Origin of the sequence: Streptomyces sp. NPDC002573 (assembly GCF_042889625.1) — a bacterium.
GTDB classification, from domain to species: Bacteria; Actinomycetota; Actinomycetes; order Streptomycetales; family Streptomycetaceae; genus Streptomyces; species Streptomyces gibsoniae.
In genome coordinates this window covers 218460-234723 of sequence record NZ_JBIARC010000002.1, presented here as the reverse complement: position 1 = coordinate 234723, position 16264 = coordinate 218460, and the positions used below count along the sequence as shown (strand labels likewise).

13 protein-coding genes are annotated in these 16264 nt (G+C 71.3%); 12 read left to right on the top strand and 1 reads right to left on the bottom strand.

Features of this window, described 5'->3' with window-relative positions:
• Positions 1-227 precede the first annotated feature (227 nt).
• The gene (locus ACFYX0_RS03190) at positions 228-770 is read right to left on the bottom strand and encodes a beta-class carbonic anhydrase (protein WP_388965722.1); all 543 of its coding nucleotides are present in this window, start codon (positions 768-770) and stop codon (positions 228-230) included.
• A 444-nt stretch (positions 771-1214) separates the two neighbouring features.
• On the opposite strand from ACFYX0_RS03190, the gene rsmH reads away from it, so the two are divergent.
• The 12 genes from rsmH (at position 1215) to pgeF (ending at position 16259) form a co-directional block, all read left to right on the top strand.
• The gene (gene rsmH / locus ACFYX0_RS03185; protein ID WP_311690856.1) at positions 1215-2171 is read left to right on the top strand and encodes a 16S rRNA (cytosine(1402)-N(4))-methyltransferase RsmH; all 957 of its coding nucleotides are present in this window, start codon (positions 1215-1217) and stop codon (positions 2169-2171) included.
• Between the two features lie 212 nt (positions 2172-2383).
• On the top strand, positions 2384-2959 hold the full coding sequence (locus ACFYX0_RS03180; RefSeq protein WP_388965719.1) for a hypothetical protein: 576 nt from the start codon (positions 2384-2386) through the stop codon (positions 2957-2959).
• A 5-nt stretch (positions 2960-2964) separates the two neighbouring features.
• Positions 2965-4926, top strand: a complete 1962-nt coding sequence (locus tag ACFYX0_RS03175) for a peptidoglycan D,D-transpeptidase FtsI family protein (protein WP_388965716.1) — start codon at positions 2965-2967, stop codon at positions 4924-4926.
• Between the two features lie 204 nt (positions 4927-5130).
• Positions 5131-6660: a UDP-N-acetylmuramoyl-L-alanyl-D-glutamate--2,6-diaminopimelate ligase gene (locus ACFYX0_RS03170; RefSeq protein WP_388965713.1), complete on the top strand. Its 1530-nt coding sequence runs from the start codon at positions 5131-5133 to the stop codon at positions 6658-6660.
• 4 nt (positions 6661-6664) lie between these two features.
• Positions 6665-8080, top strand: coding sequence for a UDP-N-acetylmuramoyl-tripeptide--D-alanyl-D-alanine ligase (gene murF, locus ACFYX0_RS03165; RefSeq protein WP_388965710.1), 1416 nt, complete (start codon positions 6665-6667; stop codon positions 8078-8080).
• Positions 8077-9150: a phospho-N-acetylmuramoyl-pentapeptide-transferase gene (gene mraY / locus ACFYX0_RS03160; protein WP_311690864.1), complete on the top strand. Its 1074-nt coding sequence runs from the start codon at positions 8077-8079 to the stop codon at positions 9148-9150. The genes murF and mraY overlap by 4 nt, the downstream gene beginning before the upstream one ends.
• Positions 9132-10559 carry a UDP-N-acetylmuramoyl-L-alanine--D-glutamate ligase gene (murD, locus tag ACFYX0_RS03155; protein WP_388965707.1) on the top strand — a complete coding sequence of 476 codons (1428 nt, stop codon included), beginning with the start codon at positions 9132-9134 and terminating at the stop codon, positions 10557-10559. Before mraY ends, murD begins: the two co-directional genes overlap by 19 nt.
• 144 nt (positions 10560-10703) lie before the next feature.
• Positions 10704-12062 (top strand): putative lipid II flippase FtsW, encoded by a 1359-nt coding sequence (gene ftsW, locus ACFYX0_RS03150; RefSeq protein WP_388965704.1) that lies wholly within the window; start codon positions 10704-10706, stop codon positions 12060-12062.
• Between the two features lie 6 nt (positions 12063-12068).
• Positions 12069-13166, top strand: a complete 1098-nt coding sequence (gene murG / locus ACFYX0_RS03145) for an undecaprenyldiphospho-muramoylpentapeptide beta-N-acetylglucosaminyltransferase (RefSeq protein ID WP_355903941.1) — start codon at positions 12069-12071, stop codon at positions 13164-13166.
• A 109-nt stretch (positions 13167-13275) separates the two neighbouring features.
• Positions 13276-14061, top strand: a complete 786-nt coding sequence (locus ACFYX0_RS03140; RefSeq protein ID WP_388965701.1) for a cell division protein FtsQ/DivIB — start codon at positions 13276-13278, stop codon at positions 14059-14061.
• A 279-nt stretch (positions 14062-14340) separates the two neighbouring features.
• On the top strand, positions 14341-15534 hold the full coding sequence (gene ftsZ, locus ACFYX0_RS03135; protein ID WP_355903935.1) for a cell division protein FtsZ: 1194 nt from the start codon (positions 14341-14343) through the stop codon (positions 15532-15534).
• Entirely contained in the window at positions 15531-16259 is a 729-nt protein-coding gene (gene pgeF / locus ACFYX0_RS03130; RefSeq protein ID WP_388965698.1) for a peptidoglycan editing factor PgeF, read from the top strand. Before ftsZ ends, pgeF begins: the two co-directional genes overlap by 4 nt.
• The last annotated feature ends 5 nt before the right edge of the window (positions 16260-16264 follow it).

Here is a 16264-nt window from a genome sequence, read left to right as displayed (position 1 = left end):
ATGCGGACCGGCCCACCCCGAACACGGACACCGCGCGGGAAAAGTTCCGCGCGACGCCTCATCCCGCATTCTTGTTGCCGTTACCGGTTCGTGTCACTCGGCTGTGGATAAGTGGCCGCGATATGTCGGCCTTACGGCCTTTTCGGCCCACCGGAGCCGGGGATTTTGCTCGAATGGATGTTTGTGCCGACGTGGTGACGGGTGAAGGCGGCGGCCGGAACGCGGCGCTACGCCGGGTCCACCTCCCGCAGGAGACCCGTCTTGACGTCGAAGACGAAGCCCCGTACGTCGTCGGTGTGGAGCAGGAACGGCGAGGTGCGCACCCGCTGCATCGACTGACGGACGTCCTGGTCGACGTCGCGGAAGGCCTCCACCGCCCAGGCGGGCCGCTGGCCGACCTCCATCTCCAGATCGTGCCGGAACTCCTCGGTCAGGGACTCGAGACCGCAGCCGGTGTGGTGGATCAGCACTATGCTGCGCGTGCCGAGCGCCCGCTGGCTGATGGTGAGGGAGCGGATCACGTCGTCGGTGACGACGCCGCCCGCGTTGCGGATGGTGTGACAGTCGCCCAGTTCGAGGCCCAGTGCGGCGTGCAGGTCGAGACGCGCGTCCATGCAGGCCACGACCGCGACCTGGAGTACGGGACGGGCGTCCATCCCGGGATCCGTGAACGCGGCGGCGTAGTGCTGGTTGGCCTCGACGAGGCGGTTGGTGACGGTGCCGACTATGGCGCCTTCGGGACCGGTGGGTACGGATGCGGAAGTCGTCATACCCATGACGTTACTGGTCACGGCCGATCCAGGCCTGCTGTGAGAGTGGACAAAGAACGACAGCGCAGCTTGTTGTGACCTATTCCACACGGACGGTGACGCCGCTGCCGTACGGGTGAACACCGGCGCCTCGCCCGCCGCGGCGGGCCGGACGGGCGACGCGCAGGCCGGTTGATTGACCGCAAGACACGGTGGACTAAAGTGACCCGAAGTGGGAGGCGAGACGCTCTCCCCACGGACTGTTCACCCAGGAGACGCCGGCCGCGCGCCGGTTTCTCCCCGCGTGTGCGGCGCGTACGTATGGCTCGGCCTCCTCCCGCTCCCGGTCGGCTGACGCTTCCGGCGCCGGCAGGCCACTTCCTCACGGGGGGCGTCCCCAGCGCTGTCTGGAGGAGGGCGGCCGGCCGTCCGTGCGGACCGGCGCGCCGGATCTGAGAGGCCCCCTTGAGCAAGAGTCGACACGTGCCCGTCATGCTCCGGCAGTGTCTGGACATGCTGGCCCCGGCCCTCGCCGAGCCGGGGGCCGTCGTCGTCGACTGCACCCTCGGACTCGGCGGGCACAGCGAGGCGCTGCTGACGCGCTTCCCCGAGGCACGGCTCGTGGCACTCGACCGCGACAAGGAGGCGCTGCGCCTCTCCGGTGAACGGCTCGCCCCCTTCGGGGAACGCGCCACCTTGGTGCACGCCGTCTACGACGAACTCCCCGCGGTGCTCGGCCGGCTGGGCCTGCCCCGCGTCCAGGGCGTGCTCTTCGACCTCGGCGTCTCCTCCATGCAACTCGACGAGGCGGAGCGCGGATTCGCGTACGCGCAGGACGCCCCCCTCGACATGCGCATGGACCAGACGACGGGAGTCAGCGCCGCCGAGGTCCTCAACACCTACCCGGCGGGCGAACTCGTCCGGATCCTGCGGGCGTACGGCGAGGAGAAGCAGGCCAAGCGGATCGTGTCCGCGATCGTGCGCGAGCGCGAGAAAGAGCCGTTCTCCACCAGCGCACGGCTCGTGGAGCTGATCCGGGACGCGCTGCCGCAGGCCGCCAAGCGGACCGGCGGCAACCCGGCCAAGCGCACCTTCCAGGCGCTGCGCATCGAGGTCAACGGCGAACTCGCCGTCCTGGAGAGGGCGATCCCCGCGGCCGTGAAGGCCCTCGCCGTCGGCGGCCGGATCGCCGTGCTGTCCTACCACTCGCTCGAAGACCGCCTCGTCAAGCAGGTGTTCGCGGCAGGCGCCGCGACCACCGCGCCCCCCGGGCTGCCGGTCGTCCCCGAGCACCACCAGCCCCGGCTCAAGCTCCTCACGCGCGGTGCCGAACTTCCCAGCGAGGAGGAGGTCGCCGAGAACCGCCGCGCGGCCCCGGCGCGTCTGCGGGGTGCCGAGCGCATCCGTGAGGACGCCGAGTGAGCCGGGCGGAAGCCGAGCGGGCCTGACGAAGGGGGTGGGCGAGTGAACAGAGCAGCCGCGGGACGTCCGGGTGCGCCGACGGGCGAGAAGCGCCCGCCCCGGTGCCCCGCCCCGCGCCGGTCCCGGCGGTCCCCGGCCCCGGCCCGGCCGCCCCGCGCCTGCCGGCACCGCACACGGAGGCATACGGCCGCCGCCGCACGGCGGGAGGCCGCGTGAGCGGAAAACCCGAACTCAGGGGTCGGGCCGCCCGGCTCGCCCGTCTCATCCCCACCGGCGGTGGCGGCGCCGCCGCCCGCACCCCCTTCGTGCTGCTCGTCGTCCTGCTGCTCGGCGGCGGGCTCATCGGGCTCCTGGTGCTGAACTCCGCGCTCAGCGAGGGCGCGTTCAGGCTCGACGACCTGCAACGGCAGACCAAGAACCTCACCGACGAGGAGCAGGCCCTCCAGCGGGACGTGGACGCCTACGCGGCCCCGGACGCCCTCCAGCGCCGCGCCAGGGAACTCGGCATGGTCCCCGGCGGCGACCCCGCGTTCCTCAACCCCGACGGCACCGTCAGGGGCGCTCCCTCGGCCGCCGCGGGGCAGCCCGCGGTGAACACCGCCGCGCCCCGCCCGCCCGAGGTGCTCAGCCCCTATCCGGACCCCGCGGCGCCGTCGTCCCCGGGCACCCCGGCCACACCCTCACCGAACATCCCGGCGAAGCCGTCCCCGGCCTCCTCGTCCCCGGCCGGCTCCGCGGCCGCGCCCTCCACCCCGCCCGCACACCCCTCCCCGACCCCCGGCAGGTGACGGAAGTGTCCGACAGGGAACCGCCGCGCCGTCGCGTGCCCGGCCCCGCCCGGCCCGTGCGCCCCGACGCCCGGCGCCGCCCCGCCGCGGGCGCCCGCTCCGCGCGCCGCCCGGCCCCGGCCCGTGGCCCCGCCTCCCGCGCCCCCCGCGGCATCCGGCTCGGCAGCCCCCGCCCCCGGCTGCGCCTGGTCGGGCTCGCCCTGACCCTGGTGATGCTCGCCTTCGTCGTACGACTGCTCCAGGTGCAGGCCGTGGACGCGAGCGCGTACGCCGCCAAGGCCGACCAGAACCGGTATGTGGGGCGCACCCTGGCCGCCGTACGCGGCGAGATCACCGACCGCGGCGGGGTCGAGCTGGCGACCAGCGTGGACGCGTACGACATCATCGCCGACCCCACGCTGTTCACCCCTGACGCCACCAAGACCCCGGACGCCCCCGAGCAGGCCGCCGCGCTCCTCGCCCCGATCATCGGCCAGGACACCGCCGAGGTCACCGCGAAGCTGAAGACCCCGCACACCCGCTACGTCCTGCTGGCCCACCGCCGGACCCCCCAGGTGTGGAACCAGATCAAGGACCTGAAGAACACGCTCTCGGTCAAGGCCGGGACCGACCGCAACACGGTCAACGTCCTCGCCGGCGTCCTCGCCACGCCCACCAGCAAGCGCGTCTATCCGAACGGCGACCTCGCCGCCGGGATACTGGGCTGGGTCAACGCCGAGGGCAGGGGCGGGGGCGGCGTCGAGCAGCAGCTGAACAAGGAACTGGCCGGCAAGGACGGCAAGATCCGCTACGCCCAGTCCGGCGGCCGGCTGGTGCCGACCGCGGGCTCGGCCGAGACGCCCGCCGTGGCCGGCACCGACGTGGAACTCACCATCGACCGCGACATCCAGTGGGCCGCCCAGAACGCCATCACCGAACAGGTACGGAAGTCCAAGGCGGACCGCGGCTATGTGGTGGTGCAGGACACCCGCACCGGCCAGATCCTGGCCATGGCGAACTCGCCCGGCTTCGACCCCAACGACCTCTCCAAGGCCAGTTCGGCGGCGCTCGGCAACGCGGCCCTCCAGGACGCCTACGAACCCGGCTCCACCGCCAAGGTCATGACGATGGCCGCCGTGCTCCAGGAGAACGCCGCCACGCCCATGACCCATGTCACGGTGCCCAACCGGCTGCACCGCGGCGACCGGCTGTTCGCGGACGACGTCGACCACGCGACCTGGTACCTCACGCTCAACGGCGTGCTGGCCAAGTCCAGCAACATCGGCACCATCCTGGCGGCCGGCCAGCTCGGCAAGACCCAGGAGGCGGCCAACCAGGTCCTCTACTCGTATCTGCGCAAGTTCGGCATCGGGGAGCCCACCGGACTCGGCTTCCCGGGCGAGACCAACGGCATCCTGGCGCCGCCCGGCAAGTGGTCGACTTCCCAGCAGTACACGATTCCTTTCGGCCAGGGCGTGTCGATCAACGCGGTGCAGGCCGCGTCGGTCTACTCGACCATCGCCAATGGCGGCGTCCGCGTCGAACCCACCCTGGTGCGCGGCACCAAGGGTCCGGACGGCCGCTTCACACCGGCCCCGAAACCCGAGGAGAACAGGGTCGTCAGCGCGAAGACGGCGAAGACCCTCGCCCAGATGCTGGAGTCCGTCGTGGACGACGAGCAGGGCACGGGCATCAAGGCGCGCATCCCCGGGTACCGGGTCGCGGGCAAGACGGGTACGGCCAACCGCGTGGATCCGGCCACCGGCAAATACCGCGGATACACGTCTTCCTTCGCCGGTTTCGCGCCCGCGGACAACCCCCGCGTCACCGTCTACTGCGCCATCCAGAACGCCACGAAGGGCAGCTACTTCGGCGGCCAGATCTGCGGCCCCATCTTCAAGCAGGTCATGGAGTTCTCCCTGAAGACCCTCCAGGTCCCGCCCACCGGGGCCGAGGCCGCGAACCTCCCCGTCACGTTCACCCCGTGAACAGCTCCACGGAAGAGACCGACCAGGAACCAGCTCGTGACAACGATCACTCCCGACCCCGGGAACCACACCCCGCCGTCGCCCCCGTCCTCGCCGGACCGCGCTGAGCGCGGGCTCCTTTTTAGCTCCGGCGGGGGTACGCCCGGTACGCTCACCGCCGTGCCACACGCTGATCAGTCCCAAACCACCCAGAAGGCCGTTACCGTGACATACCCGGGACCGCCGCGACCGGTTCACGTCTCCGCCGTACCCCTCGCGGAACTGGCCGATCAGCTGGGTGCCACCGCCCCGGAGCCCCCGGCCGGCGCCGTCGAGGTCACGGGGATCACCCATGACTCACGTGCCGTCCGCCCCGGTGACGTGTACGCCGCCCTGCCCGGGGCGCGTCTGCACGGCGCCGACTTCGTCACCCAGGCCGCGAGCCTCGGCGCGGTGGCCGTGCTGACCGACCCGACGGGCGCCGAGCGTGCCGCCGCCACCGGGCTGCCGGTCCTGGTGGCCGACGACCCGCGCGCCCGGATGGGCGAGCTGGCGGCCACGATCTACGGCCACCCGGGCCGCGATCTGCTCCAGATCGGCATCACCGGCACCTCCGGCAAGACCACGACCGCGTACCTCGTCGAGGGGGGTCTGCGAACGGCCCGCTCCACCGGACTGATCGGCACCGTCGAGATGCGCATCGGCGACGAGCGCATCAAGTCCGAGCGCACCACGCCCGAGGCCACCGATCTGCAGGCCCTGTTCGCGGTCATGCGCGAGCGCGGGGTCGAGGCGGTCGCCATGGAGGTCTCCAGCCACGCGCTGGTCCTCGGCCGCGTCGACGGCTGTGTCTTCGACATCGCCGTCTTCACCAACCTCAGCCCGGAACACATGGAGTTCCACTCCGACATGGAGGACTACTACCGGGCCAAGGCGCAGTTGTTCACCCCGCGGCGCAGCCGGCGTGGTGTGGTGAACCTCGACGACGAGTACGGCCGCCGGCTGGCGAAGGAGGCCGGCGTCCCGGTCGTCACCTTCTCGGCCGAGGGCCACCCGGACGCCGACTGGCGCGCCGAGGACGTGGCGATCGGCCCCATGGACGCCCTGTTCACCGCGGTCGGCCCCGAGGGGCAGCGGATCGCGGCGCGGTCGCCGCTGGCCGGTCCCTTCAACGTGGCGAACACCCTCGCCGCGATCGTCGCCCTCGCCGCGGCCGGTCTGGACCCGCAGACCGCTGCCGACGGCGTCGCCGCCGTGCCGGGCGTCCCGGGGCGCCTGGAGCGTGTGGACGCCGGGCAGCCCTATCTCGCGGTCGTGGACTACGCCCACAAGACCGACGCCGTGGAGTCCGTGCTGCGCGCTCTGCGCAAGGTCACCGAGGGCAGGCTGCACGTGGTGCTCGGCTGCGGCGGCGACCGGGACACCACCAAGCGCGCCCCGATGGGGGCCGCCGCCGCCCGGCTCGCTGACACGGCGGTACTGACCTCCGACAACCCCCGCTCCGAGGATCCCCTGGCGATCCTCGCCACCATGCTCCAGGGAGCGGCGTCCGTACCCGCACACGAACGCGGTGAGGTGCAGGTCTTCGAGGACCGGGCCGCCGCCATCGCCGCCGCCGTGGCCCGCGCGCGGCCCGGGGACACCGTGCTGGTCGCGGGCAAGGGCCATGAGCAGGGCCAGGACATCGCCGGGGTGGTCCGTCCGTTCGACGACCGCCAGGTGCTTCGCGAAGCTATCCAGAAGACCCAGGGATGAACTTGTGATCGCCCTCTCCCTCGCCGAGATCGCAGAAGTCGTCGGCGGGCAGACGCATGACATACCGGATCCGTCCGTCCAGGTCACCGGACCCGTTGTCCGGGACTCCCGCGAGGTGGAGCCCGGCGCCCTCTTCGTCGCCTTCGCCGGCGAACGCGTGGACGGGCACGACTTCGCGGACGCGGTCGTCCGGGCGGGAGCCGTCGCCGTGCTGGCGTCCCGCCCGGTCGGCGTGCCCGCGATCGTCGTGGACGACGTCCAGGCCGCCCTCGGCGCCCTCGCCCGCCATGTCGTCCAGCGGCTCGGGGCGACCCTGGTGGCGCTGACCGGCTCCGCGGGCAAGACCAGCACCAAGGACCTCATCGCCCAGGTGCTCCAGCACAAGGCGCCGACCGTGTGGACGCCCGGCTCGCTCAACAACGAGATCGGGCTGCCGCTGACCGCGCTCAGCGCCACCGAGGAGACCAGGTTCCTCGTCCTGGAGATGGGCGCCCGCGGAATCGGCCACATCCGCTACCTCACCGACCTGACCCCGCCGAGGATCGGCCTGGTGCTCAACGTGGGCACCGCCCACATCGGCGAGTTCGGCGGCCGGGAGCAGATCGCCCAGGCCAAGGGCGAACTGGTCGAGAGCCTGCCCTCCGAGGACGAGGGCGGCGTCGCCGTCCTCAACGCCGACGATCCGCTCGTACGCGCCATGGCGTCCCGTACGAAGGCGAAGGTGACGCTTTTCGGAGAGTCCGGCGAAGCGGACGTACGCGCCGAGAATGTGCGACTCACGGACAGTGGACAGCCGGCCTTCAGCCTTCACACACCCTCCGGGTGCAGCGATGTGACCATGCGCCTGTACGGTGAGCACCACGTGTCGAACGCGCTCGCCGCGGCCGCCGTCGCCCATGAGCTGGGCATGTCTGCGCAAGAGATCGCCACCGCGCTCTCCGAGGCGGGCTCCCTCTCCCGCTGGCGTATGGAGGTCACCGAGCGCCCGGACGGCGTGACGATCGTCAACGACGCCTACAACGCGAATCCTGAGTCCATGCGGGCCGCCCTGCGCGCCCTGGCAGCCATGGGCACGGGACGGCGGACCTGGGCGGTGCTCGGCAAGATGGCCGAGCTCGGGGACGAGGCGCTCGCCGAGCACGACGCGGTCGGACGGCTCGCCGTCCGGCTCAACGTCAGCAAGCTCGTCGCGGTCGGGGGCAGGGAAGCGTCCTGGCTGCAACTGGGCGCATACAACGAGGGTTCGTGGGGTGAGGAGTCGGTGCACGTGTCCGACGCACAGGCGGCGGTCGACCTGTTGCGCAGCGAGTTGCGCCCGGGAGACGTCGTACTCGTGAAGGCGTCCCGGTCTGTCGGGCTCGAGAGCGTGGCGCAGGCGCTGCTCGAGACCGGTGCCGAGGGTGAGGTTGCCGCCCGATGATGAAGCAGATCCTGTTCGCAGGAGTCATTGGTCTGTTCCTCACCCTGATCGGCACCCCGCTGCTGATCAAGCTGCTCGCCCGCAAGGGCTACGGTCAGTACATCCGTGACGACGGACCGCGCGAGCACGCCAGCAAGCGCGGTACGCCGACCATGGGTGGCATCGCGTTCATCCTGGCGACGATCGCCGCGTACTTCCTGTCCAAGGTGATCACGGGCAAGCCGCCGACCTTCTCCGGTCTGCTGGTGCTCGGGCTGATGGGCGGCATGGGCCTCGTCGGCTTCCTCGACGACTACATCAAGATCGTCAAGCGGCGCTCGCTGGGTCTGCGGGCCAAGGCGAAGATGGCCGGCCAGCTGATCGTCGGTATCGCCTTCGCGGTGCTGGCCCTGCAGTTCGCCGACGCCCGCGGCAACACCCCGGCCTCCACCAAGCTGTCCTTCGTGCAGGACTTCGGCTGGACCATCGGCCCGGTGCTCTTCGTGGTCTGGGCGATCTTCATGATCCTCGCCATGTCGAACGGCGTGAACCTCACCGACGGTCTCGACGGCCTGGCCACCGGCGCCTCCGTGCTCGTCTTCGGCGCCTACACGTTCATCGGCGTCTGGCAGTTCCAGGAGTCCTGCGCCAACGCGCAGACCCTGACCAACCCGGCCGCCTGCTACGAGGTACGAGATCCGCTCGACCTGGCGGTGGTCTCCTCCGCGCTGATGGGCGCCTGCCTCGGCTTCCTGTGGTGGAACACCTCGCCCGCCAAGATCTTCATGGGCGACACCGGATCGCTGGCCCTGGGCGGCGCGCTCGCCGGTCTCGCGATCTGCTCCCGCACCGAGCTGCTGCTCGCGCTGCTCGGCGGTCTGTTCGTCCTGATCACCATGTCGGTGGTCATCCAGGTCGGCTCGTTCCGGCTGACCGGTAAGCGGGTCTTCCGGATGGCGCCGCTCCAGCACCACTTCGAACTCAAGGGCTGGTCCGAAGTCCTTGTCGTGGTGCGTTTCTGGATCATTCAGGGAATCTGCGTCATCGTGGGACTCGGCATCTTCTACGCGGGATGGGCAGCGGAAAAGTGACCGACTGGCAGGGTAAGCACGTCACCGTCGCAGGGCTCGGCGTCTCCGGCGTCCCGGCGGCCAAGGTCCTGCACGGGCTGGGCGCTCTCGTGACCGTCGTCAACGACGGCGACGACGAGCGGGCGCGGACGCAGGCCGAGGAGCTGCGGGCGCTCGGCATCACCGTGCGCCTGGGCGACGGAGCGACCCTGCCGGAAGGCACCGAGCTGATCGTCACCGCACCGGGCTGGAAGCCCGACAAGCCGCTGTTCGTCGCGGCGGCCGAGGCGGGCGTCCCGGTCTGGGGCGACGTGGAGCTGGCCTGGCAGTTGCGCGGCCCGGACGCCGCCCCGTGGCTGGCGGTCACGGGCACCAACGGCAAGACCACGACCGTGCAGATGCTCGCCTCGATCCTCAAGGCCGCGGGCCTGCGCACGGCCGCCGTCGGCAACATCGGGGTCTCGCTGCTGGACGCCGTCCTCGGCGAGGAGCAGTACGACGTCCTCGCCGTGGAGTTGTCGAGCTACCAGCTGCACTGGGCGCCCTCGCTGCGCGCCCACTCCGCCGCGGTGCTCAACCTGGCGCCGGACCACCTCGACTGGCACGGCTCGATGGAGGCGTACGCCGCCGACAAGGGCCGTATCTACGAGGGCAATCGGATCGCCTGTGTCTACAACGTCGCCGACAAGGCGACCGAGGACCTGGTGCGCGAGGCGGACGTCGAGGAGGGCTGCCGGGCGATCGGCTTCACGCTGGGCACGCCCGGTCCGTCCCAACTCGGCGTCGTGGACGGCATCCTGGTCGACCGCGCCTTCGTCGAGGACCGGCACAAGAACGCCCAGGAGCTCGCCGAGGTCTCCGACGTGAACCCGCCGGCCCCGCACAACATCGCCAACGCCCTTGCCGCGGCGGCCCTCGCGCGCGCCTTCGGGGTGCCGGCCCACGCCGTACGGGACGGACTGCGGTCCTTCACCCCGGACGCGCACCGCATCGCGCATGTGGCCGACGTGGACGGGGTCGCGTACATCGACGACTCCAAGGCAACCAACACGCATGCCGCGGAAGCCTCGTTGGCGGCGTACGAGTCGATCGTGTGGATCGCGGGCGGGCTCGCCAAGGGCGCCACCTTCGACGAACTGGTCACGGGTGCGGCGAAGCGGCTCAGGGGTGTCGTGCTCATCGGCGCGGACCGCGCGCTGATCCGTGAAGCCCTCGCGCGACACGCGCCGGAAGTACCCGTCGCCGACCTCGAACAGACCGACACTGGGGCGATGCGTGCGGCTGTCCGGGAGGCGCGGCGGCTGGCCGGCCCCGGCGACACGGTGTTGCTGGCACCGGCCTGTGCCTCCATGGACATGTTCGCCAACTACAACAAGCGCGGCGACGCCTTCGCAGAGGCGGTTCGCGAACTCGGCGCCACCGGCGCCTGACGCCGGGGCTCGGCCACGGCGGGTGCTTCGGGACCCTTGGAGGGACGCGTGACTCGGATGCGCCCGGGGCGTCGCCCGCGGCTTTCCGCCGGTGGCACGGGACCGTGTGCGGGACGCGCTTCCACGGCAGGGAAGTGAGCATCGATGCCAAGCAGTCGTACCAGCCGTCCGCCCGCCCAGCGCGCCCCCAAGCGGCCCTCCACCGCCCGCGCCCCGCGCGAGAACCCGCTCACCCGGTTCGTCACGCGGGCGCGTCGCGCCTGGGACCGGCCGCTCACCGCCTACTACCTGATCCTTGGTGGCAGTCTGCTGATCACCGTGCTGGGTCTGGTGATGGTCTACTCGGCCTCGCAGATCACCGCGTTGCAGATGTCGCTGCCCGGGTCGTACTTCTTCCGCAAGCAGTTCCTCGCGGCCTCCATCGGCGCCCTGCTGATGCTCCTCGCGTCGCGGATGCCGGTGAAGCTGCACCGCGCGCTGGCCTATCCGATCCTCGCGGGAGCCGTCTTCCTGCTGGTCCTGGTGCAGGTGCCGGGGATAGGAGTGGCGGTCAACGGCAACCAGAACTGGATCTCGCTCGGCGGCTCCTTCCAGATCCAGCCCAGTGAGTTCGGCAAGCTCGCCCTGGTGCTGTGGGGAGCTGATCTGATCGCCCGGAAACAGGACAAACGGCTGCTCACCCAGTGGAAGCACATGCTGGTGCCGCTGGTCCCCGTGACCTTCATGCTGCTCGGGCTGATCATGCTGGGCGGGGACATGGGTACGACGATCATCCTGACCGCGATCCTGTTCGGGCTGCTGTGGCTGGCCGGAGCGCCCACCCGGCTGTTCGCCGGGGTGCTGGGCGTCGCCGTGGTGCTCGCCGCCATCGCCATCGAGACCAGCCCGCACCGCCTGAACCGGCTCGCCTGCATCGGCGCCACCGACCCCGGACCGAACGACATCTGCTGGCAGGGCGTGCACGGCATCTATGCGCTTGCGTCCGGCGGAATCTTCGGTTCCGGCCTGGGTGCCAGTGTGGAAAAATGGGGCCAACTACCCGAAGCGCACACCGACTTCATCTTCGCCGTCACCGGTGAGGAACTGGGCCTCGCGGGCACACTGTCGGTGGTCGCCCTCTTCGCGGCTCTAGGCTATGCGGGTATCCGCGTGGCCGGACGCACGGAGGACCCCTTCGTGAGGTATGCCGCGGGAGGCGTGACGACCTGGATCACCGCGCAGGCGGTGATCAACATCGGTGCGGTGCTCGGTCTGCTGCCGATCGCCGGCGTCCCGCTCCCGCTGTTCTCCTACGGAGGATCCGCTCTGCTGCCGACCATGTTCGCCATCGGGCTGCTGATCGCCTTCGCGCGCGACGAACCCGGTGCACGGGCGGCGCTTGCGCTGCGGCAACCTCGCTTTGGTAGAAAGCGGGCGGGAGGCTCAAGGTCTGACCGGGGGCCTCGGAGATGGAACACGATGCGACGGCGTGCCTCGGCGGCGCGCTCGTCCGGAGAGCGGTGAATTTCGGTGCATGTCGTACTCGCCGGTGGGGGGACCGCCGGCCACATCGAGCCCGCGCTCGCCCTCGCGGACGCCCTGCGCAGGCAGGACCCGACGGTGGGGGTCACGGCCCTGGGCACGGAGCGCGGTCTGGAGACCCGGCTCGTTCCCGAGCGGGGCTATGAACTCGCGTTGATCCCCGCGGTCCCCCTGCCGCGCAAGCCGACCCCCGAGCTGATCACCGTCCCCGGGCGGCTGCGCGGCACGATCAAGGCGGCCGAGCAGATCCTGGAGCGCACCAAGGCGGACGTCGTCGTCGGCTTCGGCGGCTATGTGGCGCTGCCCGGCTACCTGGCAGCCAAGCGGCTCGGCGTGCCGATCGTGATCCACGAGGCCAACGCGCGGCCCGGCCTGGCCAACAAGATCGGCTCGCGCTACGCGGCCCAGGTCGCCGTCTCCACGCCGGACAGCAAGCTGCGCGGCGCCCGCTACATCGGCATCCCGCTCCGCCGCTCCATCGCCACCCTGGACCGCGCCGCCGTGCGTCCGGAGGCCCGCGCCGCCTTCGGGCTCGACCCGAACCTGCCGACCCTGCTGGTCTCAGGCGGTTCGCAGGGCGCGCGCCGGCTCAACGAGGTGGTTCAGCAGGTCGCCCCGTACCTTCAGCAGTCCGGTATCCAGATCCTGCACGCGGTCGGCCCGAAGAACGAACTGCCGCAGGTGCACCAGATGCCGGGGATGCCCCCCTACATCCCGGTACCCTATGTGGACCGGATGGACCTCGCGTACGCCGCGGCCGACATGATGCTCTGCCGCGCGGGCGCGATGACCGTCGCCGAGTTGTCCGCCGTCGGGCTCCCGGCCGCCTACGTCCCGCTGCCGATCGGCAACGGCGAACAGCGGCTGAACGCCCAGCCGGTGGTCAAGGCCGGTGGCGGACTGCTGGTCGACGACGCGGAGCTGACGCCCGACTGGGTCCAGCAGAACGTACTGCCCGTGCTCGCCGACCCGCACCGGCTGTACCAGATGTCCCGCGCCGCCAGCGAGTTCGGCCGCCGGGACGCCGATGAGCTGCTTGTCGGCATGGTGTACGAGGCGATCGCCTCGGCACGGGCCGCCGGCTGACCCGGAGCACGGGTGGGGCGAGCGAGCCGAAGGGGCGCCTGAGCGCCCCGGTGGGGGGGTCTCCCCGGCCGACGGCCGGGGCAGAACCGGGCCAGGAAACGGAGGGCGCGTGGCCGGACCGACGACCGCCGAGCGTGACAGGCGGCAGCAACGGGAGTCCGGCCCGCCCTTGCCGCCCCGTCTTGGGCGGCTTCGTCGCCTTCGTATGCTCATCGTCCTATTGATTTCGCTGGTGTTGGTGAGCGGCGGCTCCATCTGGCTGCTGTACGGCTCCTCGTGGCTGCGCGTGCAGCGGGTCTCCGTCTCCGGCACCCGTGAGCTGACCTCGGCGCAGGTGCGCGACGCGGCCGGCGTACGGCTCGGCACGCCGCTGGTCTCCCTCGACACCGGTGCGATCGAGGCGCGTCTGCGCCGGAGGCTGCCCCGGATCGACACCGTGGACGCCGTCCGTTCCTGGCCCCACGGAATCGCACTGAACGTGACCGAGCGCACCCCGGTCCTGCTCATCCGGGACGGTGCGAAGTATGTCGAAGTGGACCGGGAGGGCGTGCGGTTCGCGACGGTCGCGCAGGCCCCGAAGGGGATCCCCGCGCTGGAACTCGCGCCGCCCCCGTCGTCCGGCCCCCAGCGCTTCGGCACGGACAGGCTGGTGCGCGAGGCGGTCCGGGTGGCCCAGGCTGTCCCGGCCGCCGTCGCCCGTGGCACCCGGGCCGTCAAGGTCCGTACCTACGACTCCATCTCACTGGAGTTGGGCGACGGTCGGACCGTGCTGTGGGGCAGCGGGGACAAGGGCCGAGCGAAGGCGGTCACGCTGACCGCACTGATGAAAGCCGCGCCGCACGCACGGCACTTCGACGTCAGCGTCCCCACCGCCCCGGCGTCATCGGGAAGTTGACGCACATCCGCGCAGGCCAGCACCCTGGTTGGGCACCGCTACGGCTGATCACATAGGGTGAAAAGAAAAACGGGAGGTTCGGCGTGTTCGTTGTACGCGCGCCACTTGTCGACTTAGTGTCCTGTTCGGAAGAGTCCAAGGAACAGACACACTGGTAACCCTAAACTTCAGGGTGAGGGTTCGGGTCGGCGTTCGGACCGTCCCATTCGGCATCTGCCGTCGGACCGCGGGGCACCCGCGGGGCGCCGGCAACGTAATTCGAGGCGAGAGGCCTTCGACGTGGCAGCACCGCAGAACTACCTCGCAGTCATCAAGGTCATCGGTGTCGGCGGCGGTGGTGTCAATGCCATCAACCGGATGATCGAGGTCGGTCTCAAGGGCGTCGAGTTCATCGCCATCAACACCGACGCGCAAGCTCTGTTGATGAGCGACGCCGACGTCAAGCTCGACGTCGGCCGTGAACTCACCCGCGGACTCGGCGCCGGCGCCAACCCGGCCGTCGGCCGCAAGGCCGCCGAGGACCACCGCGAGGAGATCGAGGAGGTCCTCAAGGGGGCCGACATGGTCTTCGTGACGGCCGGTGAGGGTGGCGGCACCGGCACCGGCGGCGCGCCCGTCGTGGCCAACATCGCGCGCTCCCTCGGCGCCCTCACCATCGGTGTGGTCACGCGCCCGTTCACCTTCGAGGGACGCCGCCGCGCCAACCAGGCCGAGGACGGCATCGCCGAGCTGCGCGAAGAGGTCGACACCCTCATCGTCATCCCGAACGACCGGCTGCTGTCCATCTCGGACCGCCAGGTCTCCGTGCTCGACGCCTTCAAGTCGGCGGACCAGGTGCTGCTCTCCGGTGTCCAGGGCATCACCGACCTGATCACCACCCCCGGCCTGATCAACCTGGACTTCGCCGACGTCAAGTCCGTCATGTCGGAGGCCGGTTCCGCCCTCATGGGCATCGGCTCGGCCCGCGGCGACGACCGCGCGGTGGCCGCGGCCGAGATGGCGATCTCCTCGCCGCTGCTGGAGGCGTCCATCGACGGCGCCCGCGGTGTCCTCCTGTCCATCTCCGGCGGTTCCGACCTCGGCCTCTTCGAGATCAACGAGGCCGCCCAGCTGGTGAGCGAGGCCGCGCACCCCGAGGCCAACATCATCTTCGGCGCCGTGATCGACGACGCCCTCGGCGACGAGGTGCGGGTCACCGTGATCGCCGCCGGCTTCGACGGCGGCCAGCCGCCCGCCAAGCGGGAGAACGTCCTCGGCTCGTCCTCGGCGCGGCGCGAGGAGCCCGCCCCGTCGCGTCCCGCCGAGAGCCGCCCGTCCTTCGGCTCGCTGGGCAGCGTCACGCCGAAGGAGGCGCCGGAGCCCGCCCCGGAGCCGGTGAGCGAGCTGCCGGTCACCCCGACTCCGATCCCGCCGTCCCGGACCTACTCGGACAGCGCGGCCGAGGAGCTGGACGTACCGGACTTCCTCAAGTGATAGGACAGCGCGATACCGCGAGCGGCGCGCACTTCGCCTTCACCGACCGGTGGGGTGGGGTGAGCGCCGCTCCGTACGAGGAGCTCAATCTCGGCGGCGCGGTCGGCGACGACGCCGAGGCCGTGCGCACCAACCGCGAACTGGCCGCGAAGTCGCTGGGCCTGGACCCCGGCCGGGTGGTCTGGATGAACCAGGTGCACGGCCGGGACGTGGCTGTGGTCGACGAGCCGTGGGGCGCGCGACCGGTGCCCGAGGTCGACGCGATCGTCACCACCCGGCGCGACCTCGCGCTCGCCGTGCTCGTCGCCGACTGCACCCCCGTCCTGCTGGCCGACCCTGTGGCCGGGGTCGTGGCCGCCGCCCACGCGGGCCGGCCCGGCATGGTGGCGGGGGTGGTCCCCGCCGCCGTCCGCGCGATGATGGAACTGGGCGCCGAGCCGTCCCGGATCGTCGCCCGCACGGGACCCACGGTCTGCGGCCGGTGCTACGAGGTGCCGGAGCAGATGCGCGCCGAGGTGGCCGTCGTCGAGCCGGCGGCGCACGCCGAGACGAGCTGGGGCACTCCCGCGGTCGACGTGGCCGCCGGCGTGCACGCGCAGCTCGAAAGGCTCGGGGTGTGCGACCGGGCGCAGTCGCCGGTGTGCACGCGTGAGTCGGGCGACCACTTCTCGTACCGCCGCGACCGGACCACGGGTCGGCTCGCGGGATATGTCTGGCTGGACTGATGGGG